The organism is Pseudonocardia aurantiaca, from assembly GCF_039526725.1.
GTDB classification, from domain to species: Bacteria; Actinomycetota; Actinomycetes; order Mycobacteriales; family Pseudonocardiaceae; genus Pseudonocardia; species Pseudonocardia aurantiaca.
In genome coordinates, this window is sequence record NZ_BAAAJG010000008.1 from 812,447 (window position 1) to 838,444 (window position 25,998).

The 25,998-nt window shown below is 73.1% G+C and carries 25 protein-coding genes and 1 pseudogene; 19 read left to right on the top strand and 7 right to left on the bottom strand.

Annotation, left to right across the window (positions count from 1 at the left end; translation table 11 throughout):
* Positions 1-13: 13 nt before the first annotated feature.
* From ABD143_RS13730 to ABD143_RS13780, 11 genes are all read left to right on the top strand, one after another.
* Positions 14-1,258 (top strand): GNAT family N-acetyltransferase, encoded by a 1,245-nt coding sequence (locus tag ABD143_RS13730; RefSeq protein WP_343976682.1) that lies wholly within the window; start codon positions 14-16, stop codon positions 1,256-1,258.
* 66 nt (positions 1,259-1,324) lie between these two features.
* Positions 1,325-2,617, top strand: a complete 1,293-nt coding sequence (locus tag ABD143_RS13735; RefSeq protein WP_343976685.1) for a hemolysin family protein — start codon at positions 1,325-1,327, stop codon at positions 2,615-2,617.
* A gap of 28 nt (positions 2,618-2,645) precedes the next feature.
* Positions 2,646-3,089, top strand: coding sequence for a DUF2795 domain-containing protein (locus tag ABD143_RS13740; protein WP_343976688.1), 444 nt, complete (start codon positions 2,646-2,648; stop codon positions 3,087-3,089).
* Positions 3,090-3,303: 214 nt separating this feature from the next.
* On the top strand, positions 3,304-3,450 hold the full coding sequence (locus ABD143_RS13745; protein ID WP_343976691.1) for a hypothetical protein: 147 nt from the start codon (positions 3,304-3,306) through the stop codon (positions 3,448-3,450).
* Between the two features lie 54 nt (positions 3,451-3,504).
* Complete coding sequence (locus ABD143_RS13750) at positions 3,505-4,485, top strand: TIGR03885 family FMN-dependent LLM class oxidoreductase (protein WP_343976693.1); 981 nt, start codon at positions 3,505-3,507, stop codon at positions 4,483-4,485.
* Positions 4,482-6,065 carry an alpha-amylase family protein gene (locus tag ABD143_RS13755; protein ID WP_343976696.1) on the top strand — a complete coding sequence of 528 codons (1,584 nt, stop codon included), beginning with the start codon at positions 4,482-4,484 and terminating at the stop codon, positions 6,063-6,065. The genes ABD143_RS13750 and ABD143_RS13755 overlap by 4 nt, the downstream gene beginning before the upstream one ends.
* A gap of 53 nt (positions 6,066-6,118) precedes the next feature.
* Positions 6,119-7,012 carry a phosphotransferase family protein gene (locus ABD143_RS13760; RefSeq protein WP_343976699.1) on the top strand — a complete coding sequence of 298 codons (894 nt, stop codon included), beginning with the start codon at positions 6,119-6,121 and terminating at the stop codon, positions 7,010-7,012.
* A gap of 46 nt (positions 7,013-7,058) precedes the next feature.
* A complete protein-coding gene (locus ABD143_RS13765) occupies positions 7,059-7,850 on the top strand; it encodes an SDR family oxidoreductase (protein WP_343977419.1) in 792 nt (263 codons plus the stop codon).
* Positions 7,847-8,629, top strand: a complete 783-nt coding sequence (locus ABD143_RS13770; RefSeq protein ID WP_343976702.1) for a 5-formyltetrahydrofolate cyclo-ligase — start codon at positions 7,847-7,849, stop codon at positions 8,627-8,629. Before ABD143_RS13765 ends, ABD143_RS13770 begins: the two co-directional genes overlap by 4 nt.
* A 211-nt stretch (positions 8,630-8,840) precedes the next feature.
* On the top strand, positions 8,841-9,071 hold the full coding sequence (locus tag ABD143_RS13775) for a hypothetical protein (protein ID WP_343976705.1): 231 nt from the start codon (positions 8,841-8,843) through the stop codon (positions 9,069-9,071).
* 76 nt (positions 9,072-9,147) lie between these two features.
* Complete coding sequence (locus tag ABD143_RS13780) at positions 9,148-10,830, top strand: substrate-binding domain-containing protein (protein ID WP_343976708.1); 1,683 nt, start codon at positions 9,148-9,150, stop codon at positions 10,828-10,830.
* On the opposite strand, the gene ABD143_RS13785 is transcribed toward ABD143_RS13780, so the two are convergent.
* The 3 genes from ABD143_RS13785 to ABD143_RS13795 form a co-directional block, all read right to left on the bottom strand.
* Complete coding sequence (locus ABD143_RS13785; protein WP_343977422.1) at positions 10,827-13,094, bottom strand: helix-turn-helix transcriptional regulator; 2,268 nt, start codon at positions 13,092-13,094, stop codon at positions 10,827-10,829. The genes ABD143_RS13780 and ABD143_RS13785 overlap by 4 nt on opposite strands.
* Before the next feature lie 79 nt (positions 13,095-13,173).
* Complete coding sequence (locus ABD143_RS13790; RefSeq protein WP_343976711.1) at positions 13,174-14,823, bottom strand: peroxidase family protein; 1,650 nt, start codon at positions 14,821-14,823, stop codon at positions 13,174-13,176.
* A gap of 90 nt (positions 14,824-14,913) precedes the next feature.
* Entirely contained in the window at positions 14,914-15,120 is a 207-nt protein-coding gene (locus ABD143_RS13795) for a hypothetical protein (protein ID WP_343976713.1), read from the bottom strand.
* A 151-nt stretch (positions 15,121-15,271) separates the two neighbouring features.
* Here ABD143_RS13795 and ABD143_RS13800 point away from each other — a divergent pair.
* Positions 15,272-16,039: pseudogene (locus ABD143_RS13800) on the top strand (sugar phosphate nucleotidyltransferase); the annotation flags it as partial.
* Between the two features lie 274 nt (positions 16,040-16,313).
* Here ABD143_RS13800 and ABD143_RS13805 read toward each other — a convergent pair.
* Positions 16,314-16,772, bottom strand: coding sequence for a MarR family winged helix-turn-helix transcriptional regulator (locus tag ABD143_RS13805; RefSeq protein WP_343976715.1), 459 nt, complete (start codon positions 16,770-16,772; stop codon positions 16,314-16,316).
* 75 nt (positions 16,773-16,847) lie between these two features.
* On the opposite strand from ABD143_RS13805, the gene ABD143_RS13810 reads away from it, so the two are divergent.
* On the top strand, positions 16,848-17,366 hold the full coding sequence (locus ABD143_RS13810; protein WP_343976718.1) for a hypothetical protein: 519 nt from the start codon (positions 16,848-16,850) through the stop codon (positions 17,364-17,366).
* A gap of 3 nt (positions 17,367-17,369) precedes the next feature.
* Here ABD143_RS13810 and ABD143_RS13815 read toward each other — a convergent pair whose 3' ends face one another.
* The gene (locus ABD143_RS13815) at positions 17,370-17,720 is read right to left on the bottom strand and encodes a hypothetical protein (RefSeq protein WP_343976721.1); all 351 of its coding nucleotides are present in this window, start codon (positions 17,718-17,720) and stop codon (positions 17,370-17,372) included.
* A gap of 113 nt (positions 17,721-17,833) precedes the next feature.
* On the opposite strand from ABD143_RS13815, the gene ABD143_RS13820 reads away from it, so the two are divergent.
* The 6 genes from ABD143_RS13820 to ABD143_RS13845 all read left to right on the top strand — a co-directional run bounded on the left by ABD143_RS13820 (position 17,834) and on the right by ABD143_RS13845 (position 24,652).
* Positions 17,834-18,046: a DUF397 domain-containing protein gene (locus ABD143_RS13820; RefSeq protein ID WP_343976724.1), complete on the top strand. Its 213-nt coding sequence runs from the start codon at positions 17,834-17,836 to the stop codon at positions 18,044-18,046.
* Between the two features lie 216 nt (positions 18,047-18,262).
* Positions 18,263-19,159: a helix-turn-helix domain-containing protein gene (locus tag ABD143_RS13825; RefSeq protein WP_343976727.1), complete on the top strand. Its 897-nt coding sequence runs from the start codon at positions 18,263-18,265 to the stop codon at positions 19,157-19,159.
* Between the two features lie 20 nt (positions 19,160-19,179).
* Positions 19,180-20,124 carry a pseudouridine synthase gene (locus ABD143_RS13830; RefSeq protein WP_343976730.1) on the top strand — a complete coding sequence of 315 codons (945 nt, stop codon included), beginning with the start codon at positions 19,180-19,182 and terminating at the stop codon, positions 20,122-20,124.
* A 41-nt stretch (positions 20,125-20,165) separates the two neighbouring features.
* Complete coding sequence (locus tag ABD143_RS13835) at positions 20,166-21,191, top strand: LacI family DNA-binding transcriptional regulator (protein WP_343976732.1); 1,026 nt, start codon at positions 20,166-20,168, stop codon at positions 21,189-21,191.
* A 180-nt stretch (positions 21,192-21,371) separates the two neighbouring features.
* Positions 21,372-22,811: a GH1 family beta-glucosidase gene (locus tag ABD143_RS13840; RefSeq protein ID WP_343976735.1), complete on the top strand. Its 1,440-nt coding sequence runs from the start codon at positions 21,372-21,374 to the stop codon at positions 22,809-22,811.
* A gap of 137 nt (positions 22,812-22,948) precedes the next feature.
* Positions 22,949-24,652, top strand: a complete 1,704-nt coding sequence (locus ABD143_RS13845) for a hypothetical protein (protein WP_343976738.1) — start codon at positions 22,949-22,951, stop codon at positions 24,650-24,652.
* Positions 24,653-24,666: 14 nt separating this feature from the next.
* On the opposite strand, the gene ABD143_RS13850 is transcribed toward ABD143_RS13845, so the two are convergent.
* Both ABD143_RS13850 and ABD143_RS13855 read right to left on the bottom strand, forming a co-directional pair.
* Positions 24,667-24,975, bottom strand: a complete 309-nt coding sequence (locus ABD143_RS13850; RefSeq protein WP_343976741.1) for a cupin domain-containing protein — start codon at positions 24,973-24,975, stop codon at positions 24,667-24,669.
* 14 nt (positions 24,976-24,989) lie between these two features.
* Positions 24,990-25,982, bottom strand: a complete 993-nt coding sequence (locus ABD143_RS13855) for a sigma-70 family RNA polymerase sigma factor (RefSeq protein ID WP_343976744.1) — start codon at positions 25,980-25,982, stop codon at positions 24,990-24,992.
* Positions 25,983-25,998 lie beyond the last annotated feature (16 nt).

The window sequence follows — 25,998 nt, forward strand, 5'->3', positions numbered from 1 at the left end:
ACACTTCATCATCGTGCTGCACAGCGACCCACTTCGCGTCAGGTCCTCGACGGTCGGCCTGCGCCGGGCGACCGCGGCCGACCTGCCGGCGATCGGCCTCGCCGACGGGCGCGCGTTCGGAATCAACTACTCCGACGACGACCTTCAGGACTTCCGGCCGCTCTTCGACCCGGACCGGTTCCTGCTCGCGTGCGACGACGACGGCACCATCCTCGGCATCACGGGCGACTTCCCGTTCGATGTGACGCTGCCCGGCGGCGGGCGGCTTCCGGCGACGGGCGTCACGTGGGTGTCGGTGGCGGTGACGCACCGGCGGCGGGGGATCCTCCGGGCACTACTGGCCGAACAGCACCGCGCGTTCGTCGCCGACGGCGTGCCGGTGTCCCTGCTGACGGCGAGCGAGGGTGGCATCTACGGCCGCTTCGGCTACGGCGTCGCCACCGAGCACCGCTCGATCGAGATCACCAGGCGCCGGGCGACGTTCCGGCCGGGGGTGCCCGACCCGGGAGGGGTCCGCCAGGTCGAGACAGCCGAGCTGCGCGAGGTCGGCCCGGAGCTGCACCGCCGGTGGGCGGCGCGCACACCGGGGGCGCTCTCGCGCAGCGCCGCGTGGTGGGACAGCCTGCTGCTCGACCGGGAGCACAGGCGCGGCGGCGCGACCGCGCTCTTCCACTTCCTGCACGCGGACGGGTACGTCTCCTATCGGATCGACAGCTCGTCGCAGACCTGCCGGGTCACCGACTTCACCGCGGCCACGGCCACGGCGTACATCGCGCTCTGGCGCACGCTGCTGGCGCTCGACCTCGTGGAGACGGTCTCGTGGTGGAACGCCGCCACGGACGAGCCGCTGCAGCACCTGCTCGCCGACCGCCGCCAGGTGCGCACCACAGAGCTCGACGACGGGATGTGGGCCCGCGTCCTCGACGTCCCGGCGGTCCTGTCCACGCGGCGCTACGCGACGGAGATCGACGTCGTGCTCGACGTGCACGACCCCTTCCTGGACCGCGGCGGGCGGTTCCGGCTGCGCGGCGGCCCGGACGGCGCCGAGTGCGCGCCGGTGACCGCGGGCGCCGGCCCGGCCGGGTCGTTCGGGGTGGTGTCACTAGGAGTCGCCGCGCTCGGATCGCTGGTCTTCGGAGGCGGCCGCGCCGAGTCGTTCGCCATGGCCGGGCTCGTCGAAGCCGACCCGGCCGCCGTCCGCCGCCTCGACACCGCCTTCCGCTCCGAACGGGGCCCCCAGCACGGCACGCAGTTCTGAGCAGGCGCTCCGAACCCGACCCCCCGCTCATCCAGCGCGGATCCCACCGCCTGGGAGAATCGTGCCGTGAACGACGTCCTGCTCAGCCTCGGGCTCGTGCTCCTGTTCGTGCTGATCGGGGGAGTGTTCTCGGCGGCCGAGCTGGCCCTGGTGTCGCTGCGCGACGCGCAGGTCCGCCGCATGGCCGAGACCGGCAAGCGCGGTCAGCGGGTGGCGCGGCTGCGGGCGGACTCGAACCGGTTCCTGTCGGCCGTGCAGATCGGCGTGACCCTCTCGGGGTTCTTCTCGGCCGCGTACGGCGGGGCGACACTGTCGGAGCCGCTCGCCGCCGTGCTCACCAGCTGGGGGCTCCCGCCGGGGGTCGCGACGACGCTGGCGTTCGTGCTGGTCACGATCGCGATCTCCTATCTCTCGCTCGTGCTGGGTGAGCTGGTGCCCAAGCGCCTCGCGCTGCAACGCCCGGAGGCCGTGGCGCAGGCCGCCGCGCCGATGCTCGACCGGGTCGTTGTGCTCTTCCGGCCGCTCATCTGGCTGCTGGGCCGCTCCACCAACGCCGTCGTGCGGCTGCTGGGGCTGGACCCGCGGGCGAGTGACGACGACGTCAGTCCCGAGGAGCTGCGCGACATGGTCCGCACACACCGGGGGCTCGGCACGGAGCAGCGGCGGTTGCTCGGCGACGTGTTCGGTGCCGCGGACCGGTCGGTCAGCTCGGCGATGGTCCCCCGCACCGAGGTCGGCTTCCTCGACGCCGACATGACCATCGGCGACGCCGCCCGGTACGTGATGCAGCGCGCGCACTCGCGCTACCCGGTGATCGCCAGCGACGTCGACGACGTGATCGGCGTGGTCCACGTCCGCGACCTGCTCACCGCCCTTCTGACCGACCCGGAGAGCGAGAAGCAACCGGTGCGCCGGATCGCGCGGCCCGTTCCGCTGCTGCCCAGCGGCAAGCCCCTGCTGGACGCGCTGTCGGAGATGCGGGCGGAGCGGGCCCATCTGGCGGTCGTCGTCGATGAGTACGGCGGCACCGACGGCATCGTCACGATGGAGGACATCCTCGAGGAGCTCGTCGGCGACATCGAGGACGAGTACGACCCGCAGGCGCGGCCGGCGTCCGACGACGCGGAGTACGACGGGCTGATGCACCGGGAGGAGCTGGCCGAGCGCTCCGGCATCCAGCTCCCGTCAGGCCCGTACGAGACGCTGGGCGGCTTCGTCCAGACCCGGCTCGGGCGCATCCCCCAGCCCGGCGACGCGGTGCGCTACGGCGGAAACCGGTTCACGGTCACGGAGATGGACGGGATGCGGGTGGCGCGGGTACGGGTCGACGAGACCGCCCCGCAGAGCGGAACGGCATAACCGATCGGCCTCGGGGTAAACACCCCGCATGGCATTCCAGGTGACCGAGGTGCAGCGCTTCCTGAAGGGCGCGGACTACCCGATGGACGGCAAGGCCCTCGCCGAGCTGGCCAAGAAGAACGGCGCAGGCGACGACCTCGTCGAGGCCCTGAAGAACCTCCCAGAGGTCGACGGCCCGAACGCCGTGATGAAGTACCTCAAGGGCGAGCTGGGCGGTCCGACTCCGGGCGGGGCGCCGTCGAAGGAACGGCACTACAAGGAGGTCGAACGGCCGGCGTTCCAGGTCAACGAGGTGCAGCGGTACCTCAAGGGCGCCGACTACCCCATGGACGGCAAGGCCCTCGCCGAGCTGGCCAAGAAGAACGGCGCAGGCGACGACCTCGTGGACGCCCTGAAGAACCTCCCAAAGGTCGACGGCCCGAACGCAGTGATGAAGCAACTCAAGGCCCACCTCGGCGGGCCGCCGGGCTGAGACCGCGGGCGGCGCTCAGATCAGCACGAACAGCAGGATCAGCAGGCCCGTCAGCACCACGGAGAGCACGATCGACCCGAGGCAGCCCAGCCGTCGGGAGTACAGCGCGATCATCCTCGGAACCGTACTAGGCACCCTTCCCCCGCGCTGGACGTGCGGCGGGTCCGAGGACCGGCGGGCCGTTGAGCTGTCGCTCACCGAGGCGGGGGCCGACGTGTTCGCGGAGGCGTTCACCGAGCACAACAGCCGCGAACGGACCTGGGCGTCCGCCCTGTCGGACCCTGAGGTCGACCAGCTCACCGGGCTGCTGGAGAAGCTCATGGCGAGCCCGGTGGCCGCCGCGGCGAACCGGAGGCGGTGAGAAGCGGGTCGGAACCTGGATTTCCGATCATGCCCGTGTGGGTAGAAGTCCGTTATGACGCTCTTCGGCTTCCACGCTTCCCATGAGCAAGTCCATCCGAGCGCGCTGCTGGCGGCGGTGCGCCGCGCCGAGGACGCGGGGTTCGATGCCGCCATGTCGTCGGACCACATCTCGCCGTGGAGCGCCCGACAGGGCCAGTCGGCGTTCGCGTGGTCGTGGCTCGGCGCTGCCCTGCAGGCCACCTCGCTCCCGTTCGGGGTGGTCAACGCCCCCGGCCAGCGCTACCACCCGGCGGTCGTCGCGCAGGCGATCGGCACGCTCGCGGCGATGTACCCGGGCCGGTTCTGGGCGGCGCTGGGCACCGGCGAGGCCGGCAACGAGCACATCACCGGCGACCCGTGGCCGCGCAAGGACGTCCGCAAGGCGCGGCTGCGCGAGTGCGTCGACGTGATCAGGGCACTCCTGCGCGGTGAGGAAGTGAGCCACGACGGCCTCGTGCGCGTCGACCGGGCGAAGGTCTGGACCCTGCCCGCCGAGCCACCCCCGCTGGTCGGCGCGGCGGTGAGCCCGGAGACGGCCGCCTGGTGCGCCGAGTGGGCCGACGGGCTGATCACGATCAACCAGCGCGTGGAGACCCTGCGGGAGATCGTCGGCGCCTACCGGGACGCCGGCGGGCGCGGGCGCCTGCACCTGCAGGTGCACCTGTCCTACGACCCCGACGAGCAGCGGGCCGAGGCGATCGCCCACGACCAGTGGCGCAGCAACGTCTTCCCGCCGCCCGCGTGCTGGGACATCGACTCGGCCGCCACCTTCGACGCCGTGTCCGAGCACGTCCCCCTCGACGCCGTGCGCAGGTCCGTGGTGATCTCCAGCGACCTCGGCCGCCACACCGCGCGGCTCGCCGAGTACGCCGCACTCGGGTTCGACGAGATCGCCCTGCACCACGTCGGGAACGAGCTCGCCGACCTGGAGTCGTTCGTCGACGCGTTCGGTGCGAAGGTGCTCCCGCAGCTGCGGGCGGACGTGGCGGCGTGAGGCTCACCAAGACCTCCGACCTCTGGTGGAAGACCGCAGTCATCTACTGCCTCGACATCGAGACCTTCGCCGACGGCGACGGAGACGGGTGCGGCGACATCCGCGGGCTCATCCAGCAGATCGACCACCTCGACCGGCTCGGCGTCACGTGCCTGTGGCTGATGCCGTTCTTCCCTACGCCCGACCGCGACGACGGCTACGACATCGTCGACTTCTACGGCGTCGACTCCCGCCTCGGCTCGCTCGGTGACCTGGTCGAGCTGGTCCGCACCGCCCGCGACCGCGGGATGCGGGTGATCGCCGACCTCGTCGTCAACCACACGTCGGCGCAGCACCCCTGGTTCCAGGAGGCGCGCCGCAGCCGGGACTCGCACTACCGCGACTGGTACGTGTGGCAGGACGAACCCCCTGCCGACGGCCCGCAGGGCGTGGTGTTCCCCGACCAGGAGACGAGCCTCTGGGAGTACGACGAGGAGGCCGGCCAGTACTACCTGCACCGGTTCTACAAGCACCAGCCGGACCTCAACGTCGCCAACCCGGAGGTCCGCGACGAGATCGCGCGGATCATGGGGTTCTGGATGCAGATGGGGCTCTCGGGCTTCCGCGTGGACGCCGTGCCGTTCCTCATCGAGACGGCGGGCCAGGACGACGCCATGGAGCTGCCGGACCCGCACGACTACCTGGCCGACCTGAGCGCGTTCCTGCGGAGGCGAAACGGCGAAGCAGTACTGCTCGGCGAGGTGAACCTCCCCTACCCGGACACCATGCCGTTCTTCGGGGCGAAGGACGGCGGCGGCTCCACCGACGAGCTGACGATGTGCTTCGACTTCATCGGCATGCAGCAGATGTACCTGTCGCTCGCCCGCGGCGACGCCGAGCCGTTCGCCGAGACCCTTCGGCAGCGACCCGACCCGCCCGAGGACGGGCACTGGGCAACGTTCGTACGCAACCACGACGAGCTGACACTCGACAAGCTCACCGACTCCCAGCGCAAGGAGGTCTTCGACGCCTTCGGGCCGGACGAGGACATGCAGCTCTACGGGCGCGGCCTGCGCAGGCGGCTGCCCCCGATGCTCGGCGGCGACCAGCGGCGCATCCGCATGGTCTACAGCCTGCTGTTCTCCCTGCCCGGCACGCCGGTGCTGTACTACGGCGAGGAGATCGGGATGGCCGAGGACCTGAGCCTCCCCGGCCGGTTCGCCGTGCGCTCGGACATGGACTGGGCCGCCGTGCGCGAGCAGTACCCCGACCCCGACTCGCTGCTGTCGTGGATGCGGCTGCTCGCCGAGCGCTACCGGGCCTGCCCCGAGCTGGCCTGGGGGACGTACACGGTGCTCGACCCCGGCCCGCACGCAAGCCCGGTGCTCGGCCACCGCTGCGACGCCGACGGGGCGACGGTGGTGGCGCTGCACAACTTCGCCGACGCCGAGGTCCGCGCGGCGCCCGTACTCCAGGGGCTCTCGGGGGCGCAGCTGACGGACGTGCTCGACCCGCGCGCCGAGCCGGTCGGGGTGGCCGACGACGGCACGGCGGAGGTGGTGCTCCCGCCCTACGGCTGCCGCTGGCTCCGCGTCGGCTGACCCTCCCCAACTACCTGGGGTGGCCTCCGCGTCGGGCCGCTAACGTCCTGGGTGTGGATCTCGCTCCCGTCCCCCGGCTCGAACCCGCCGAGGTGCTCGCGCAGCTACGCGAACACCTCGGCGCCGACCTCCAACTGCTCGGGCCGCTGCCCGGCGGGCAGGTGGGGGCGGCGCTCGTGGCGTGGCCCGACGGGCGGCGAGGCGTGCTGAAGGCGGGCGGCGCCTCGCCCGAGGCATGGCAACAGGTCGAGCGCACGGCCGGGTTGCTCGCTCTGGCGAGGGGGCGAGGCATCCCCGCACCGGAGTACGCGCTCGTCGCCCGCCTGCCCGACCGGATAGCCGTGGTCCAGGAGCTCCTGCCCGGGGCCCCGCCCGCGCAGGTCGAGGTGCCGCTGGTCGAGGAGATGACCGGCCTGACCGAACGCGCCGCCGGGCTCCTCTCCGCTTGCCCGGACGTCCCGGCCGTCCCGCTCTACCTGCTGCGCAGCGGCCCCGGCTTCTGCCTGCACCAGCCGCTCGCGCAGTACGACGGGCGCACGCGGATGCTGCTCGACCTCGTCCGCCGGATCGGCACCGAGCACCCGACCACGCTCGCCGGCGACGACCTGGTGCACACCGACTTCCACCCGGGCAACGTCCTCGTCGATCGGACGGGCGCGATCACGGGCGTGGTCGACTGGGACGGCGTGGGGCGCGGCGACCGCCGCTTCGACCTGGTGACGCTCCGCTTCGACATGGCGCTCCCGGGCACCGACCAGAGGGAACGGTCCGCGCGGCGGGCGGCGGCCCAGTGGCTGGACGCGCGGCTCGACGACGTACTCGAGCCCGCGCTGCTTCGCGCGTACTGGGCGCACATGAGCCTGCGGCTCGTGGACTGGTCGATCCGCCACCACGGCCCCGACGACGTCGACCGATGGCTCACGGTCGCGGCGACGCGGCTGGGCTGACGGGCATCCGCGGAACGGTCATGACAAGGTGGCGGCCGTGAACGCGATGAACAACGGGGTTGCGGTCGTGACGGGCGCCGCCCGCGGGTTCGGGCGCGAGATCGCGCGCCGTCTCGTCGCAAGAGGGCACCGGGTGGTCATCACCGACGTGAATGCCGACGCGGTCACCGTGGCGGCCGAGGAGCTGGGTGCCACCGCGATCGTCGCCGATGCCCGGCAGGCCACGGAGCACCGGCGGGTCGCGACGGCCGCCGCGGAGCTGGGCCCGGTGACTGTGTGGGTCAACAACGCGGGGGTGCTGCGCGCCGGCCGGGTGTGGGAGCAGCCGGAGGCGGACATCGCGCTGATGGTGGAGGCGAACTTCCTGGGCGTCGTCCACGGTTCGCGCGCAGCCGTGGACGTGATGCGGGAGCGGGGCGGGCACCTGCTCAACATCGCCTCGATCTCGGCGCACGGGCCGGTGCCGGGGCTCGCCGTGTACGCGGCGTCCAAGGCGGCGGTGCTGGCCTTCACCACGAGCCTGCAGGGGGAGCTCGACCTCGCCCGGCTGCCGATCCGCGCGCACGCCCTCTGCCCCGACGCGGCCGACACGGCGCTGGTCCGCGACGAGCAGGAGAGCCCCGACACCGCCCTGCTGTTCTCCCAGCGCACGCTGCTCACACCGGACTCGGTGGCCGACGCCGCCGTCGCGCTGCTCGACGGACGGCGGGTCGTGCGGTCGCTGCCCACCCACCGCGCCGGGCTCATGCGGACGGGCGCGCTGCTCCCCCGCCTCGCCCTGCCCGTGCTCGCGATGATGCGGGCGCGTGGCGACCGGCGCCGCACGGCTGGACGGTGACTCCCCGGTCCCGCCGCCACGACCACGACGCGGGCGGCGACCCGGAGCTGCTGGCGGCCAAGGCGGCGCTGCGGGACGAGGTGTGGTCGGCGCTCACCGAGGCCCGCGTGGCGCGCTTCCCGGGAGCCCGCAACCGGATCTCCAACTTCACCGGAGCGGAGGCCGCGGCGCAGCGGCTGCGCGACACCGACGTGTGGCGGTCCGCCGAGGCGGTGAAGGCCAACCCGGACTCGGCGCAGCTCCCGGTGCGCCAGCGCGCGCTGGAGGACGGCAAGACGGTCTTCATGGCGGTGCCGCGCCTCGCCGAGCCGGAACCGTTCTTCCTCCTCGACCCCGCGCACCTGGCCGACCCGCCCCGCAAGGCCGCGTCGATCGCGGGCGCCACCCGCTCCGCCCGGCGGGTCGCGGTGGCCGACCTCTGCCCCGTCGACCTCGTGGTGAGCGGCTGCGTCGCGGTCGGCGAGGACGGGGCGCGGCTCGGCAAGGGCGGCGGGTTCGCCGACCTGGAGTTCGCGCTCGCCACCGCCGCCGGCCTGATCGGCTCGGACACGCTCGTCGTCACGACCGTGCACGAACTGCAGGTGCGCCCGGCCGGGGACGTGCCGACGGCCGAGCACGACGCCCCGGTCGACCTGGTGGTCACCCCGGAGCGCGTGATCGACTGCCGGGCCCGCCGCGGCCCCCGCCCGGACGGCGGCATCCGCTGGAGCGAGCTGACCGCGCAGAAGATCGCCGCCATCCCACTGCTCCAGGCGATGCGGAGCGCTCCGGACGGCTGACGCGGCCGGTCACCGGGGGACGAGCAGCTCCTCGTACGCCTCGCGCAGTGACCGCGCCGACCCGCGTCCCGGTGGCCTCCGCGGCCCTGACGACCTCATGGGCGCGCCACATCACCTGGGCGGCCTGCGAGAGCCGGACCGCCTGCCGGTAGTCGCCGACGGTCAGGTGCTGCCACGCCTCGGTCTCCAGCGCCCACGCCCTGATCTCGTCGTGACCACACTCGCGGGCGAGCGCAGCCGCCGTGCTGATCCGGGCGAGCCCCGCGCTCTGGTGCTTCAGGTCGACGCGCAGTGTTCCGGCCAGCAGCGAGAGCCACCCGCCCGCGACGAGCAGCCGGCGGTGGTGCTGGTGGATCGCTCGCCAGGCCGGACGGCGGACCCCTCGACGACGACGCTGATCGCCATGGCTATGCCGTTGCCGAATGGGGTCGAGGCGCAGTAGCCCCGGATGGCCGTAGCCCCCCTCACCGTGATCAAGGAAAGCTACCCCGCGTCACAACGAGCCGATGGGAGGGCGCGTGACCGGACGGCATCGCCGGAACGGGATCCGCCGCCGGGCACGCGGGCCGTTCGTCGTCCTCACCGTTCTGCTCGCTGCACTCGGGGCCGGTGGGTACCTCGGCTACCGGGCGCTCACCGCATGCGAGCCGGTGGACCTGCTCGTCGCGGCCGACCCCGCGGTGGTGGCGCCGGTCCGCCAGGCGCTGGACGACCAGCCGGACGTGGCCGGCGGATGCGCTCGCTACCAGGTCGTGGACGCTGCAGCCACGCTGGCGACAGACATCCGCGACCGCGCGGAAGGGCTGCCGGCGGTCTGGATCCCCGACTCGTCGCTGGCCCTCGGTTCGCTCGACACGACATCCGGAGTGCTCGTCGACCAGCGCCCGTCGCTGGCCTCGTCTCCGGTGGTGCTCGTCGTCCCGCAGGCCGACGCGGCCCGGTACGGCGACCCGGCCCAGCCGGTGACATGGGACGCGCTGCTGACGCACCCGCAGCCACCCGCCCTGCCCGACCCGGCCGTCGACCGCGCCGGGCTCGCCGCGCTCTCGGCCCTGCACACCGCGATCGGCGACGAGGCCGGGCGCCCCCGGCCGGCGTTCGTCGCCGCGGTGCTCACGCTGTCGCGGGCCGTGCTGGCCTCCCCCGCCGACGGCTACGCCGCGGTGGCGCGCGAGGGGGCCGCCGGGCGCGCCCTCCTCGCGTCGGAGCAGACCGCCGTGCGGCACAACGGGGAGGCAGCGGGCGGGGCAGGCGTCCCGGTCACGGCCGTCGCGCTGCGGGACGCGACCGCCGCGCTCGACTTCCCGTTCGTCCGGGTCCACGCGAACCAGCCGCGCGGGCTCGACCGGGCCGCCGACGCGCTGGAAGCGTTGCTGCGCGGGCCGGTCGGCCGGGCGGCGTTCGGGGCCGCCGGCCTGCGTGCCCCCGACGGCGTCCGGCTGCCGGGCGCACCGGCCGACGCAACCGGATCGCCGCCGGGCTGGCTCGGCGAGCAGGTGCCGTCCGCCGCGCCGCCGCCCCGCCCGTTCGCGCTCGACACATTGCGGATCTGGAGCTCGCTGACTCTCCACAGCCGGATGCTCGCCGTGATCGACGTGTCCGGCTCGATGGCAGCGCAGGCAGGCGACAGCGACCGCATCGGGCTGGCCGCGGGCGCCGCGCAGGCGGGGCTCGGGCTGTTCCCGGACACGTCTTCGGTGGGGCTGTGGGCGTTCTCCTCCCAGCCGCCGCCGGACCCACCATGGCAGGAGTTGGTGCCGGTCGGTCCGCTCACCGAACCCGCTCTCGGGGCGTCGACCCGCCGGGAGGCGCTCGCCGCGCAGGTCGCAGGACTGCGGGAGCATCTCGGCGGCAGAACGGCCCTCTACGACACCGCGGTGGCGGCGACCAGGGCCGTCCGCGCCGGGTTCGAGCCGGCAGCCTCGAACTCCGTCGTGCTCATCACCGACGGCCGCAACGAGGTGCCGGGCGGCACCGACCTGCCCACCGCTGTGCAGACGCTCCGGGCCGAGGCCGACCCGACGCGACCGGCCCCCTTGATCGCCATCGGGCTCGGGCCAGACGTCGACACCGAGGCCCTGCGCCAGCTCGCCGAGGCGACCGGCGGCCGGTCTTACCATGCCCAGGACCCGCAGGACATCCGCGGTGTGTTCCTCGACGCGCTCTCCCAGCGCGCCTGCCGTCCCACCTGCCCCGGCTAACCGAGCAGCCGGACGAGGTCGGTGCGCGAGCGCACACCCAGCTTCCGGTATATGCGCGTCAGGTGCGCCTCCACCGTCTTCCGGGAGAGGTAGAGCGCCGCGGCCGCCTCGGCGTTGTTCAGCCCCTCGGCCACCGTGCGAGCGATCCGCAGCTCCTGAGGGCTGAGGCTCGTCACGTCCGCGGCCACCGGCTCGGGGTCCGCTGCGGACGGCGCACGAGCCCCGGTGGCCCCCAGCTCCCGCTCCGCTCGCTCCCTCCACGGGTGCGCCCCGAGGCCGGTGAACCGGGCGGCGGCCGCACGCAGCGGCACCCTGGCGAGCGTTGGCCGGCGCAGCCGGCGCAGCGTCTCGCCCTCCAGCAGCAGGGTGCGGGCCTGCTCGAACGGCAGGTCCGCGCGCCCGAGCGCCCGGTGCGCGGCTGCGAAGCACCCGGCTGCGCTCTCCGGGTCGGCTGCCAGCAGACCCTCACAACGAGCAGCGGCCGCGGCCGGGCCGACCAGCCCCGACCCCTCGGCCCGCGCTCGGAGCCACGCGACGACCGGCGCCGCCCGGTCCGGACGACCGGAGCGCACGAGGGCTTCGGCGAGGTCCGCCGCCACCGCGACGGCGTCGGCACCGCGCAGCCCGTCCTGCCCTGCGCGCCCCCACGCCTGCTCGAGGTGCGCCACCGCGCTGTCGACCTCGCCCGCCCCGAGCGCGGCGAGGCCGTGCACAGCAGGTACCCGGATCGGCAGCACAGGGCCCGGCCGCGCCGCCCGGACGGCCCGTTCCAGCCGCTCCCGGCACCGCTCGAAGTCGCCGCGGGCCGCGTCCACTCGCGCCAGCGCGGCCAGCGCCGGGCCGACTGCAGCCCCGTCAGCCCCGGCCCGCAGCATCGCCTCGGCCGCCGCCGCGTGCGCGGACGGCCAGGCGCCCCGCTGCCAGTCCAGCTCCGCCCGCACGACGAGGGCGTGGGCGAGCACGGGGCCCGCCGCGGCCCTGGCGCCCTCCAGCACCGGGCCGAGCACCCGCCGCGCCGCGTCGGCGTCCTCGATCCACACCAGGCTCTGCGCGAGGAGCACCGCGGCCAGCAGCGCCCAGGGATCGGCCTGCCCCGTCGGCACCGTGGCCGGGATCGCCGCCCGTGCCTCGCGCTCCCGGCCCGCGAGCACCAGAGCGGCGACCCGGACGGCGGTGGCACGCAGCCCGTCCCCGGTGGCCGGTGCGGTGTGCAGATCGCCGTCGGCGTGCGCGGTGAGCACCCGCAGCACCCGCGCCCTCACGGCGACCGGAACGGCCGCCCGCACGGCGGCACCGAGAAGCGGGTGCGCGACGTCCGCCGCCCCGCGCGCCGCCGGGCCGCGCCGCAGCAGTCCGGCGCGCCGGGCCGGTTCGAGATCGCCGTCCCGCAGCCCGAGCGCCCCGAGCGCCGGGGCCAGCTCCGCCGCCGTGGCCGACGGGGTAGCGGTCAGCGCGGCCAGCGCCGTGCGCGTCCGTGACGGGAGCGCGCGCAACGCCGCCGTCCACGGGCGGCGCAGCGCCGGCCCCAGCTCCAGCGGATCCCAGCGCCCGGCGGCCAGCCCGTCGTGCAGCGCCTGCGGGTTGCCCCCGGTGACCTTGGCAGGGTCGAGCCCGTCCGGCACGTGCCCGCCCGCGCGCCGAACCAGCTCGCGGCAGGCGTCGTCGTCGAGACCGCCGAGCGACAGCTCGGGGATGCCGTCGAGCCCGGTAGCCGGACCGGCGCCACCGGGGGCGTCGCGGTGTGCGAGCAGCACCGCCACCCGCTCTCCCGCGAGCCGCCGCGCCACGTACAGCAGCACGCGGCGGGACGCGGGATCCACCCACTGGAGGTCGTCGACCAGCACGAGCAGGGGCGTGTGCGCCCCGGCGGCGGCGAGCACCGTGTGCGCCGACCTGCAGACCATCAGCTCGTCGGCAGGCCCCGGCCGCAGCGGCGGGCGCAGCGCGAGGCAGGCGAGCAGCATCGACCGCTGCACCGGCGCCAGGTCGTCGACGAAAGGCCGCAGCGGCAGGAGCAGGTCGGCGAGTGCGGCGTGCTCCAGCCCGTGCTCGGCCACCGCCCCGCTGAGGGGCAGTACGCGCATCCCGGCCGCCTCGGCCTCCGCCGCGACGCCCGCCAGCAACGCCGTGCGCCCGATGCCCGGCTCGCCGCGGACGACCGCGACGGCCGGACCTCTCCCCCCACTCGACGCGGCGTCCACGAGCGGCGCCAGCCGGTGCAGCTCCGCGCCCCGCCCGACCAGGACGCCGTCCCCCGCCAGCATGTGCGCCACACATGGACGAGCGGGGCACTGCGCCCGTGATACGCGCAGGCAGTACCGATCGGGGTGTGTCGGACGCCGATCAGACGAGTCGGTGCACCCCGGCGAACTGCAGGAACCGGACGATCGAGTCGATCTCCACCTGCTCCCCGTTCAGGTCGAGCCGCACCCCGTCGGCCGGCGACCAGACACCCCCCTCCTCGTTGAGGTAGGAGTCCGGGTCGGCCCGCAACTGCCCGATGATCGTCTCGCAGACGATGCGGCTGCCGACGGCGCCGAGCCGGTTGCCCCCGCCGACCTCGGCCTCCCGCAGCACGTAGAACCACAGCGGGGTCTCCTTGACGAACCCGCCGTCGATGAGGGCGTCCGACACGCGCTGGTCTCTGCCCAGTAGCTCCGCGCTGGTCAGCGGCGGTATGCCGAGCGCGCCCGCGACCGACTGCCCGGTGGGGATGGCGAGCCGGTAGCCGCGGATCAGGTTGCGCACCGCGAGCCGCTTGAGCAGCCGCGCGATGCGCGGGGGCAGGTCGCCGTTGCCGTCGTTGGCCAGGTCGGCCAGCGGTGGCGACAGCAGCGTGTCGATCTTGCGCGCTGCCCGCGCGGGGAAACCGGGCACCTCAGCCTCGAAATCGGTCAGGCGCTCGTACTCACACGGCCAGTTGTCGGGAAGAGTCGGCAACCCGGCCAGGCCGCCGCCTCCGGTGAACAGGAAGAGCTGCTCGAACGTCGCGACCTGCTCGAACGTGCCGGGAGCGCCGAAGTTCCGGTTCCAGTCGTAGGCGCCGCGCACCATGCTGTGCCCGAACCGGAACGCGGCCACCGAGAACTCCAACGGCATGTACGCCTTGCCGTCCCGCGGCTCGTAGAGCGGGGTGATCGTGCCGTCGAGCAGGCCGTCCACCACGGCGGGATCGGCGATGGTCTTCAGGAAGTCGTGCACGCAGAGCCACTGGTAGTGCCGGCGGACGAGCCCGCGGGCGCGCTCGAAGTCGCCTTCGCCGATCTGGTCGACGACGGCGTTGTGGAACTTCAGGAACGCGAGGTGCAGCTGCGCGACGATCAGGTTCTCGTCGTTGCGCGCGTCCCCGACGAGCGCCTTGCGGTCCGGCTTGCGGGGCAGGTCGGCGCCGGGCACCGGCCCGGCGTTGATCTCGCTCAGCTTCCCGATCACGAACCGGTCGCCGTCGTAGGGCACCTCACCGTCCCCGCCGGAGGCCGCCGGACCGTTCCCGTAGAGGGAGTCGAGGTTGAGGGCGGGGTCGCGCAGATTCCGCAGGTCCCGGCGTACCCGCTCCGGCGGGAGTGGTTCGAGCGTGGCGGCGGTGATGCCGATGTCGTCCTCGCGGTCGGTGTTGGCCGTGAGGTCGTGGTCGACGAACTGGCCCCAGTAGGTGTAGACGGGGGGCACTGTCGAGTTCGTGTCGGCGTCGCCCAGGTCCTGCTCGACCATCGCGGAGCCGAGCGCCTTCAGCCCGGCTGCGACGGCGGCGGCCGGTTCGACCGGCAGGTGCGCGCCGGGGTAGTGGTCCTCGAGGTCGTCGAACAGGTAGCCGAACGGCGTCGAGATCAGTGTCAGGTCAGCAGGCTGCGCGTCGTCGATCACCGCCTCCACCGTGGTCAGCGTCTCGATCGCGTTCGCGTGTGGATCGGCCTTGTAGACGTCCTGGGACAGGGCGTGGCCGCCGTGCCTCAGGTTCGTGATCACTCGCCGCAGCTTCCGGGTCTCGCTCATCGCCGTCCCCTCGGTCGTGAGGGGATGAGCGTCCCGCCACGCGGCGGTGCGCGGCTTCCGGGAACTCCCTACATCAGCGCCGGGCGGAGCTCAGCCGTCCGGATCACGGTCCGAGCCCTTGTCCGCCCACTCACGGTCGGCGCGGTCGGCGGCCTCCGTGCGCTCGCGTGCGATCTCCAGCGCGCGGGCGGCAGTCTCCCGGTCCGGGTACGGCCCCAACCTTTCGGCGGCCCGGCAGCCCTCCGGCGGCTCGACCGTGCCGTGTCTGAGGCAGTAGTACCACTCCTCGTCGCTCATACGTCCAATGTGTCACTTTCGCCCCCGATGCGCTCGATGAGGGCCCGGCGAAGACAAGCCGCAAAGCACTACGCCAAGAGCGCAGAATGATCCAATGAACGGGCGGGCTAGGGGGCCTGCGGAAAGTGCGACGCCGACAAGGGGACGATTCGTGAAGGTTGTACTGTTCTGCGGCGGTTATGGGATGCGGATGCGTGATGGCGTGTCCGACCTGCCGAAGCCGATGCACCCGGTGGGGCCGCGGCCGTTGATCTGGCACGTGATGCGCTATTACGCGCATTTCGGGCACCGCGACTTCGTGTTGTGTCTGGGGTACGGGGCGCACCACATCAAGGACTTCTTCCTGAACTACTCGGAGACGGCCTCGAACGACTTCGTGCTGCACGGCGGCGACGTGCAGCTGTTGGGGTCCGACATCCAGGACTGGACGATCACGTTCGTCCATACCGGGCTGGACTCGTCGATCGGGGAGCGGTTGCGGCGGGTGCGCGGGCACGTGGAGGGCGAGGAGATGTTCCTCGCGAACTACGCCGACGTGCTGACCGATGCACCGCTGGATCGGATGGTGGCGCGGTTCCGGGACTCGGACTCGGTGGGGCAGTTGCTGGCAGTGCCGCCGCAGTCGGCGTTCCACTGCGTGGACGTGGGCGACGACGGGCGGATCGCGTCGATCACGACGTTGCAGGGGATGCCGTTGTGGGAGAACGGCGGCTACTTCGCGCTGCGTCCCGAGATCTTCGACTACCTGCCGGTGAACGGGGACCTCATCGCGGACGCGTGTCAGCTCTTGGCCAAGGAAGGCCGGATGCTGGCGTTCCGGCACCGGGGGTTCTGGCAGCCGGCCGACACGGTCAAGGAGCGCACGGCGCTGGAGGCCGCCTACCAGGGCGGCACCCGGCCGTGGATGCTCTGGGAGCGCCAGCCCGGCGGCGAGCGGGACCGCGACCCGCTGCAGGCGACCATCGCCAGTTCGACGTGCCCACCGGCCCGCTCCCGACCGTGCGCGCGAGGCGGGAGGCCCGCAGCGGGCGCGACCGCATGGCCGCCGGCTGAACCACCCGACCGGCAGGCCGGGGAGCGCTCCTGGCCTGCCGGTCCCGCGCGGCGCGGTACGCGACGGCGTGGCACACGCCTCGGCCCCGCGACTTCACCAACTTCGTGCGGAGCGCGGCGAGGGACGGAGCCTGGCCGCATCAGGGTTGATCGTTGAGGCGCCGCGTCTGACGCTCCAGCACCTCCACCGTGTTGCGCACGTAGTCGGCGATCACCGCGAGCTCGCGCTCGTCGTAGCGCGCCATGACGGCGGCCATGTCTCTGCCCAGCGCCTCGAAGGCGTCCCGGGTGGCTGACGGCGGGCGGGGTGCCGGGGAGATCAGGACGCGGCGACGGTCGCCGGGGTCGGGGGACCGCCGCACGTGGCCCGCCCGCTCCAGCCGGTCGACCAGGCCGGTGATCGCACCCGGCGTGAGGCCGGTCAGCCGGGCGAGCCTGCTCGCGGTCACGGGCGCTTCCCGTGTGATGAGCGCCAGCGCCCGCTGGTCCACCGCGCTGAGCCCCATCCGGGCGCCCACGGCCTCGTGGAAGAGGACCACGGCGGTACTGAGCCTGCGGCCCCAGTCGGCCGCCGACCCCTCGCGCTCTCCCGCACTCACGCCGCCATCCTCCACTCCGCCAGATTACTTTAGTTCGCTGTACAGTTCAGCCAACTGAAGCATTGGAGGCAGCAGATGACGCTCAGCACCGCCCTCGGCCCGCCCCGCTGGGCACTCGGGTTCGTCCGGCGCCATCCGGTGATGGTGTTCGGGCTCTCACTGGTGCCGGCCCTCGAACGGTTCACGGGCCAGTTGACAGAGCGGGGCCCTGCGCTTGGTATCGCCTTCGAGGTGACGACGCTGGCAGTCCGACTACTGCTCGTGGCGTTCGTCGTCCGGATCGCGATCATCCAGGAGCCCTTGATCGGGAGACTCCAGGGCACAACGGCCGGCGGGCGGCTGCAGCAGTTCACACAGCGGCACGGGCGCGCGATCGCCCTGCAGACCACGTTGCTCGTCGGGCTGTTCGTGCTCGCGGACCTGGTGCCGGAACGGCTGGTGCCCGCGCTGACCCCGGTCGGCCCGCTCTACTGGGCGACGCTGCTCGCAGTGAAGAACCTGACCGTCATCCCGTTCACGATGATCTGGCTGATCGGCGCGGTTCGCCAGGCCCTGCTCGCCCCGGATCCCGAGGCGGCGTCGCCCGCTCGCTGACGCTCAGCGGCGCTCGGCGTACTGGCGGCGGGCCAGGTCGGCGATGCCGTGGATCACGCACGGCCACGGCGTGGACGGGAGACCGGTGCCGCCCTTGGTGCAGGTGCGACAGCGACCCGCCCGGTCGGGCACGTGCTGCGCCAGCAGGCGCTGCCAGACCTCGACCATCGGAGCGAGCTCGGCCGCCACCCGGTGCTGCTCGGTGACCGGGCCAGGCCCGTCGACGTCGGTGCGGGACTGCCCGGCCCCGTCCCGGGCGTTCAGCACCACCGGGGACGCGTCGAGCGCCAGCCCGCCCGATCGGGCACCGTCAGGCCGTGCCGGGTTGCGGCTCGCCCCCCAGGAGTAACTCATCGCTCTCCCCCGTCCAGTGCTTGCGTGCTCACCCAGTTGGGTGGCCTTTCTCGCACCCCGATCGTGTCGTGCCGGTCTTGCACTCGCAAGTGCCAGTGCATGAGCATCTGCACGTGCAATCACCGCCTGTCGAGATACGTTGGCGCAAGAGCAGCGCGAGCAACCCGAGCGGCAACTGCGTTGAGCTGGCCGAACTCGGCGGCGGGGCCATCGGTCTGCGGAACTCCCGCCATCCCGCCGGACCCGTCCTCGTCAGCACCCGCGAGGAGATCGCCGCCTTCATCCGGAGCATCCGGAGCGGCGAGTTCGACGATCTCGGCTGCTAGAAGGCCTGGGCCGCGGTTGACCCACCTGGGCGATCCCCGGACGAGTGACGCTACTCACTACGGTTCGCATGCAACACTCCATGGTCACAACACCTCTGGGGGAGAGCGGTGCAGCCATGAACACGGTGCAACCATGAGCGGCACGACGACGTGCAGCGCACGTCCGCGAACCGGACACCGTGCCCGATCCGGGGCCGCCACATCCTGGGTCCGGCTGTGAGCGCCGTGCCCGACGACGTCGACCAGGACGCACGTGCCCGAGCGACGACGGCAACCGGCCCCACTGTGCTGCGCATCGGCCTCGGTGGCGAGCTCCGCCGCAGGCGTGAAGCCGCCCACGTGAGCCGGGAACGCGCGGGCGACGCGATCCGCGCCTCGCCCGCCAAGATCAGCCGGCTCGAGCTCGGCCGCGTCGGGTTCAAGGAGCGTGACGTCGCCGACCTGCTCACGCTCTACGGGATCGTCGACCCTGTCGAGCGGGAGCAGTTCCTCGGGCTCGCCCGGCAGGCCAACGCCCCGGGCTGGTGGCACCGCTACGCCGACCTGCTGCCCACCTGGTTCGAGACCTACATCGGCCTGGAGCAGGCCGCGTCGGTGATCCGGACCTACGAGCTGCAGTTCATCCCCGGCCTGCTGCAGACGCGCGACTACGCACGGGCGGTCACCCGCCTCGGCCACACCGACGCCGTGCAGGTCGAGCGGCGCGTCGAGCTGCGGATGCGCCGGCAGGAGCTGCTCACCTCGCCGGAGGCGCCCACGCTGTGGGCGGTGATCGACGAGGCGGCGCTGCGTCGCCCGCTGGTCGGGCCCGAGCAGACCCGCGAGCAGCTCACCCACCTGATCGAGATGAACGAGCGGCCCAACGTCTCGCTGCAGATCGCCCCGTTCACCTACGGCGGTCACGCGGCGGCGGGCGGCCCGTTCGCGATCCTCCGGTTCGCCGAGCCGGACCTGCCCGACATCGTGTACCTGGAGCAGCTCACCAGCTCGCTGTACCTCGACAAGCGATCCGACGTCGACCACTACGCCGCCGTCATGGACCGCCTGTGCGCCCAGATCGACCCGCCCGACCGCACCGCCGGAATCCTCATGGCGATCAGGGACGAGGTCTAGGAGCGGCATAGGCTTGGGCCGTGAGGCGCAAGCTCCGGTCACCTCTGCCACCCCGGCACGGGCTCGACGCTGTGCGCCTCCGCACGCCCGCGGAGGCGTCATGGGCGACCATGCGCGACCACCTCGTCGAGCGGCTCCCCCGTGTCGACCCGGCCCGCATCGACGCGATGCTGCGCGAAGAGCGGATCGTCGGCCTCGACGGGCCTATCGCCCACGACGCCCCGTACGTCCCGGAGTCGTTCCTGTGGTTCCACCGGGACCTGCCCGACGAGGCGCCGGTGCCGTTCGGGATCACCGTCATACACCGCGACGACACCCTGCTCGTGGTCGACAAGCCGCATTTCCTCGCCACGATCCCGCGGGGCAGGCACATCGTCGAGACCGCGCTCGTGCGGTTGCGCCGGGTGCTCGACCTGCCCGCCCTGAGCCCGGCGCACCGGCTCGACCGCGCGACGGCCGGGGTGCTCATGTTCGTCGTCCGGCCCGAGATGCGCGGCGCCTACCAGACGCTCTTCCGTGACCGACGGGTTCGCAAGACCTACGAGGCGATCGCGCGGCACGACCCGGAGCTGGAACTGCCGCGCACGGTACGCAGCCGGATCGTCAAGGAACGCGGTGTGATCTGCGCGGCCGAGGTGCCCGGCCCGGTCAACGCCGAGACGCGCGTGGAGGTGCTGGAGCACCGCGACGAGCCGGGGACCGGCGCGCTGGCGCGCTACCGCCTCACCCCCGAGACCGGCCGCACCCACCAGCTCCGCGTGCACATGGCCCGGCTCGGCGTGCCGATCCTCGGCGACGACCTCTACCCCGTGCTCACCGAGAAGCCCCTCGACGACTACAGCCGCCCCCTGCAGCTGCTCGCGAAGACCCTCGAGTTCCGCGACCCCGTGACGGGCGAGGAGCGCCACTTCCACTCCCGCACCACATTGCAGGCGTGGAGCGACCACGCCGCGTGGGCCGCCTGACCGTCTCCCGGCCTGCGGGTGGGTCCTGCGATGCTTCTCCCGTGACGGCGAGACCCGCGGGGCGGCCCGCCCCCACCCTGGAGTCGGTGGCCGCACTCGCCGGGGTCTCCCGGGCGACCGCCGGCCGGGTGCTCGCGGGCTCCACCACCGTCGGCGAACAGTCGCGGGAGGCGGTGCTGCGCGCGGCCACGGAGCTGTCCTACGTCACGAACCGGGCCGCGCGCTCGCTCATGACGCGGCGCAGCGACTCCGTCGCGTTCGTCGTCGGCGAGTCAGAGGAGCGGTTCCTCGCCGACCCGCATTTCGCGCTGTTGCTGCGCGGCGCGCACGCCGCCCTCGCCGGCCAGGACGTGCAGCTCGTGTTCAGCATCCTGGCGGGCGACGCCGAGCGGCAGCGCTTCGAGCACTTCGCTCGCGGCGGCCACCTCGACGGCGTCATCCTGGTGTCGCTGCACGGCGACGACCCGCTCCCCCGGCGGCTGTTGGACGCCGCGGTGCCCGTCGTCCTGTCCGGGCGCCCATACCGGCCGGTCGACGGGCTCGCGTACGTCGACGCCGACAACGCCGGCGGCGCCCGTTCGGCCGTCGAACTGCTCCTGGACCGCGGCCGGAAGCGGATCGCGACGATCACCGGGCCGCTCGACATGCCCGCGGCCCTCGACCGGCGCGACGGCTTCCACGCCGGGCTCGACGCGAGCGGCATGCGCCCGCACGGCACCGCGGACGGCGACTTCTCGGTGGCAGGAGGCAGGCGCGCGATGGAGGAGCTGATCGCGGCCGATCCGGGGATCGACGCGGTGTTCGCCGCCAACGACCTGATGGCGTTCGGCGCGATGCAGGTGCTCGCCGAACACGGCCGCCGCGTGCCCGACGACGTCGCGCTCGTCGGGTTCGACGACTCCCCGCTGGCCGCGTCCGTGCATCCCGCACTCACCACCGTGCGGCAGCCCGTCGTCGCGATGGGTGCGGCGATGGCCGCCCGGCTGATGACGGTGTTCGGGGAGGGTCCGGGCGACCCCGTCCCGCTGATCATGCCGACGGAACTGGTGCTGCGCGGCACGGCGTGATCCCGCGCCGCGTCCCGCAACTCGCACACACAAATCCAGCGACTCGCGCGCACCCAGGCTCGCTTGACATATTGCCACCCGGCCGAGACGCTCCAGGAACGCCGTGAGAGCGCTCTCCGCTGAGAATGATCGATGCCGGCAGAGGTGCGCGGGGCGTGCATCCCGACGTGAGAGGACGACTTGACCACCACACAGGCAAGTGCGGCCACCGCCGAGCTGAGCTTCCCGCGGGGGTTCCTGTGGGGCTCCGCCACCGCGGCGTACCAGGTCGAGGGTGCGGCCGCCGAGGGCGGGCGCACCCCGTCGATCTGGGACACCTTCTCGCACACCCCCGGCAAGATCGTGAACGGGGACACCGGCGACGTCGCCGACGACCACTACCACCGGTACCGCGACGACGTCGCGCTCATGGCCCGGCTCGGCCTCACGTCCTACCGGTTCTCGGTGTCCTGGCCGCGGATCACCCCCCAGGTCACGGCGGACGGGCTCGGACCTGTGAACCCGGAGGGCCTCGCGTTCTACTCAGCGCTGGTCGACGAGCTGATCGCCGCGGGCATCACGCCGTCGGTCACGCTGTACCACTGGGACCTCCCCCAGGCGCTCGAGGACGCAGGCGGCTGGACCTCGCGGCGCACGGCCGAGCTCTTCGGCGAGTACGCGGAGATCGTGGCGGCGGCGCTGGGCGACCGCGTGCCGCTCTTCATCACGCTGAACGAGCCGTGGTGCAGCGCCTACCTCGGCTACGCCAGCGGCGTCCACGCCCCGGGCCGCACGGACGACGCCGCCGCGCTGTCCGCCGTGCACCACCTCAACCTCGCGCACGGCCTCGCCACTGCCGCGGTCCGCCGGGCCGCGCCCGCCGCGCGCGTCGCATTGACGCTGAACCTGGCGTGGGTGGTGCCGGAGACCGACTCCGCGCTGGACGCCGACGCCGCGTGGCGCGTCGACGGGCTGCAGAACCGCGTGTTCCTCGACCCCGTCCTGCACGGCCACTACCCCGCCGACGTGCTCGCCGACACCGCCCACGTCACCGACTGGTCGTTCGTGGAAGCGGGCGACCTGGAGATCATCCGCGCACCGCTGGATGTCCTGGGCGTCAACTACTACACCCCCACACAGGTGCGGCACTGGACGCGCGAGCGGCCCAAGGAGAATGCCGACGGCCACGGCGATACCCGGGCGAGCCCGTGGATCGCGTGCGACGACGTCGAGTTCCCGATCCAGCACGGCCCGAAGACCGACATGGGCTGGAGCATCGACGCGCGCGGCATGACCGAGGTGCTGCTGCGCGTGGCGCGGGAGGCGCCGGGGCTCGAGATCATGGTCACCGAGAGCGGTGCCGCCTTTCCGGACGTCGTCGGTGCTGACGGGCGGGTGGCCGACCCGGACCGCGTCGAGTACCTGCGGATGCACCTCGCCGCGGTGCACAGGGCGGTCGCGGCGGGCGCGCCCGTGAGCGGCTACTACGTCTGGTCGCTACTCGACAACTTCGAATGGGCATGGGGCTACGGGAAGCGCTTCGGGATCGTCCACGTCGACTACGACACTCAGGTTCGTACTCTCAAGAACAGTGCTCTGTTCTACGCGGACGTGATCCGGCGAAACACCGTGCGCGTCTAGAACGACTTTCTTACGGGACGCCCCGGCCGGATCAGCGGCCGGGGTAATCTTGTACCCGGTTGCCCGCCGGCCGGCACTACCCACATCGAACGGAGGTCGGGTTGCGGCTCGGAGACGAGGACGATCTCCCTGAGGGAGTGGGTCCCAAGGTCCGCGAGCCCCTGCTCAGCGACACCGAACGGCCCGTCGATCTCGCGGCACTCCGGGCCGATGACGCGCTGGTCGAGGAGCTCGCCGCGGGGCGTATGGCACGCGTCGGGGCTCCCGCGCGCGGCACCGAGGACGAGCTCGTCGCGATGCTCGCCGCCTGGGTCGCCGACGTCCGGCCTGCGGCGGCTGCGCATCCCCTGCCCGACGCCCCCGCTTCCCCGGGTGCCGTCCTCCCCAGCACGGAGCACCGCGAGCCGGCACCTGCCTCAGTCACGCCTCGCGGTGTACCCAAGCACCGCGCTCCTAATCCATATCCGTACGGACGCAGACTCGCCGTCGCCGCGGCGCTCGTGGTGCTCGGCACCTCCGGCCTCGCGATCGGGGCGTCCAACGCTCAGCCGGGTGAGGTCCTCTGGCCGGTGTCACGCGTCTTCTACGCCGAGCGCGCGCGGTCCGTGGAGGCCGCGCACGAGGTCAACTCCAACCTGGAGCACGCCCGCACCGCGCTGCGCGAGGGCCGCTCGGCCGACGCCGCGCAAGCCATCGCCAACGCCGCCGCCCACCTCCCTCAGGTGCGTCCCGCCGAGGGCCACGCCGAGCTGGCCCGCGCGCAGCAACTCCTCCTCGACGCACTGGGCACCCCCGACAACGTGACTGGCGACCCCGCACCGGGCACAGGCACACCGACGTCCCCCGAAGCTCACGTCCCTGACCTGGTCGTCCCTGGCGGGATCCACAGCCCCGGCGAGGGCGCACGCACCCCCGACGAGTCGGTGTACGCCTCGCCCGAGACAGGCAGTGCGACCGCAGCGCAGCCGGCGGCACCTGGGTCGGCCGATCATCTCGCGCCGAGCGCGCCGGCCGCGGCCGAGTCCAGCGGCGCCCCGGCCGACCAGCCGTCCACGGGCGGCGCACCGAGCACCGAAGCTCCCGTTTCGTCGCCCACCGACGACACACCCAGCAGCGGGACCCCCAGCACACGCAGCGACACACCCAGCAGCGAGTCCCCCAGCGGTACATCGGACGGGCAGACGCCCGGCGGCCAGACCGAGCCGGATCAGCCAGGCGCGTCGGACCCGGCGAGCCCCGACTCGAGCCAGCCGCCGCCGAGCGGGGAGCCCAACTCACAGCAGTCCCCCGACAACCCGCCGAGTGAGACCCAGTCGGAGCCGCAGGAACAGCCGCCCGCTGAGGGTTCCCCGCCTCCCGCCGCCGCGAACGAACCCAGCACGCCCAGCACGGGCGGCCGCCCGGAGCAGCAACAGCAGGACCAGAGCCCACCCGCCGCCGACTCCCAGAACTTCCTCCCCGACGAGCCCGCGAACCAGCCCCCAGCCAACGGCGACCCGGGCGGCCCCGCCGAGAGCACCAACGACCAACCGGCCGGCGCCGGGAGCACCGACAACGGCGGCAGCGGCACGGGCAGCGGCTCCGACTCCGGCCGCAGCTCCGGCAGTGGCAGCTCCAATGACGACAGCGGCAGTTCGTCCAAGGACCGCGGCGGCTCCAACAACGACAACAGCAGCTCCTCCAAGGACCGCGGCAGCTCCAACGACGACAACAGCAGCTCCTCCAAGGACCGCGGCAGCTCCAACAACGACAACAGCAGCTCCTCCAAGGACGGCGGCGGCGCCAAGTCGCTGATCTCCTCGGTGAAGGACCTCGTGGGCTCGCTCACCAAGAAGGACTGACCCTCTCCGGCCCCTTACCCAGGCTCGGACTCGACGGTCTCCGTCTGCCGCGACACCGCCACCAGAACGGCGGTCGCCTCACCCTGGTTGCGCAGCGTCCGCAGCCCCAGCCCCGTCATCCACAGCACGTCCCCGGTCGCGAACCGGCGCCTCGAGCCCGCCCGGCACTCCAGTTCGACCTCCCCCTGCTCGACGACGACCAGCGCGTCCCGCCAGTCGGCCTCGACGTAGGGCAGCTCGGCACCCGGCGCGATCGTCACCACCTTGGCCCGGAACGACGGGCCCAGCGGCCGGCCGAGGAACGTGATCGGCTCGGCGTCCACGGAAGTCGCCGCCCTCAGAGGGTGGCCGGCAGGCCGAAGAACGGGAACTTGTCCGCCCCGAAGGTCGTGACCTCCGCGATCTCGCCGTCCTCGATCCGCAGCACGTCGAGCGACAGCGCCTCGAACTGCTGCCCGCCCGGTTTGCGGATGTAGCTGGCGGCCGCGGGCTGCCGGTTCGCCGCCGTGGGCACGAGCCGGAACTCGCCGAGCGATGTCGGCCCTACCATGGCGGGGCCCCAGGCCGCCATGAGCACGTCGCGGCCCTGGAACCACCCGGGCTCGGGCGGCATCGAGAAGATCGCGTCCTCACGCAGCAGTGCACCGAGCGCCGCCATGTCGGCCTTCTCGGAGGCCTCGACGAACCGCTGCAGGACCGAGCGCTCCGCCTCGGTCGGGTCCGCCGACGTCCACTCGGCCCGCCGCTCGGGCAGGTGGTCGCGCAGCGTGGCCCTCGCCCGCTGCAGCGCGCTGTTGACCGACGCAACGCTCGACTCCAGCAGTTCGGCCGTCTCCGCCGCTCGCCAGCCGAGCACGTCGCGCAGCATCAGCACCGCCCGCTGCCGCGGCGGCAGGTGCTGCACGGCGACGAGGAACGCGAGTTCGATCGTCTCGCGTGCGACGACCACGGCGTCGGGTTCGTCGGCCACGGGCGCGACCTGGTCGAGCATCTGGTCCGGGAAGGGCTGCAGCCACGGCACCTCGCTGTGGCCGGGGGCCCCGGCCACCGGCATCGGGCGCCGCGGGTTGCGTTCGAGGTGGTCGAGGCAGGCGTTGGTCGCGATGCGGTAGAGCCAGGCGCGGAACGTCGAGCGCCCCGCGTAGGTCTCGCGGCGCCGCCACGCCCGCAGGAACGCCTCCTGCACCATGTCCTCGGCCTCGTCGAACGAGCCGAGCATCCGATAGCAATGCACCTGCAGCTCACGGCGGTGCCGCTCCACGAGCGACACGAAGGCTGCCTCGTCCCCCGCCTGCGCCGCTGCGACCACTCTGACCGTGGCACCGTCCATGAAACCTTCCATGACA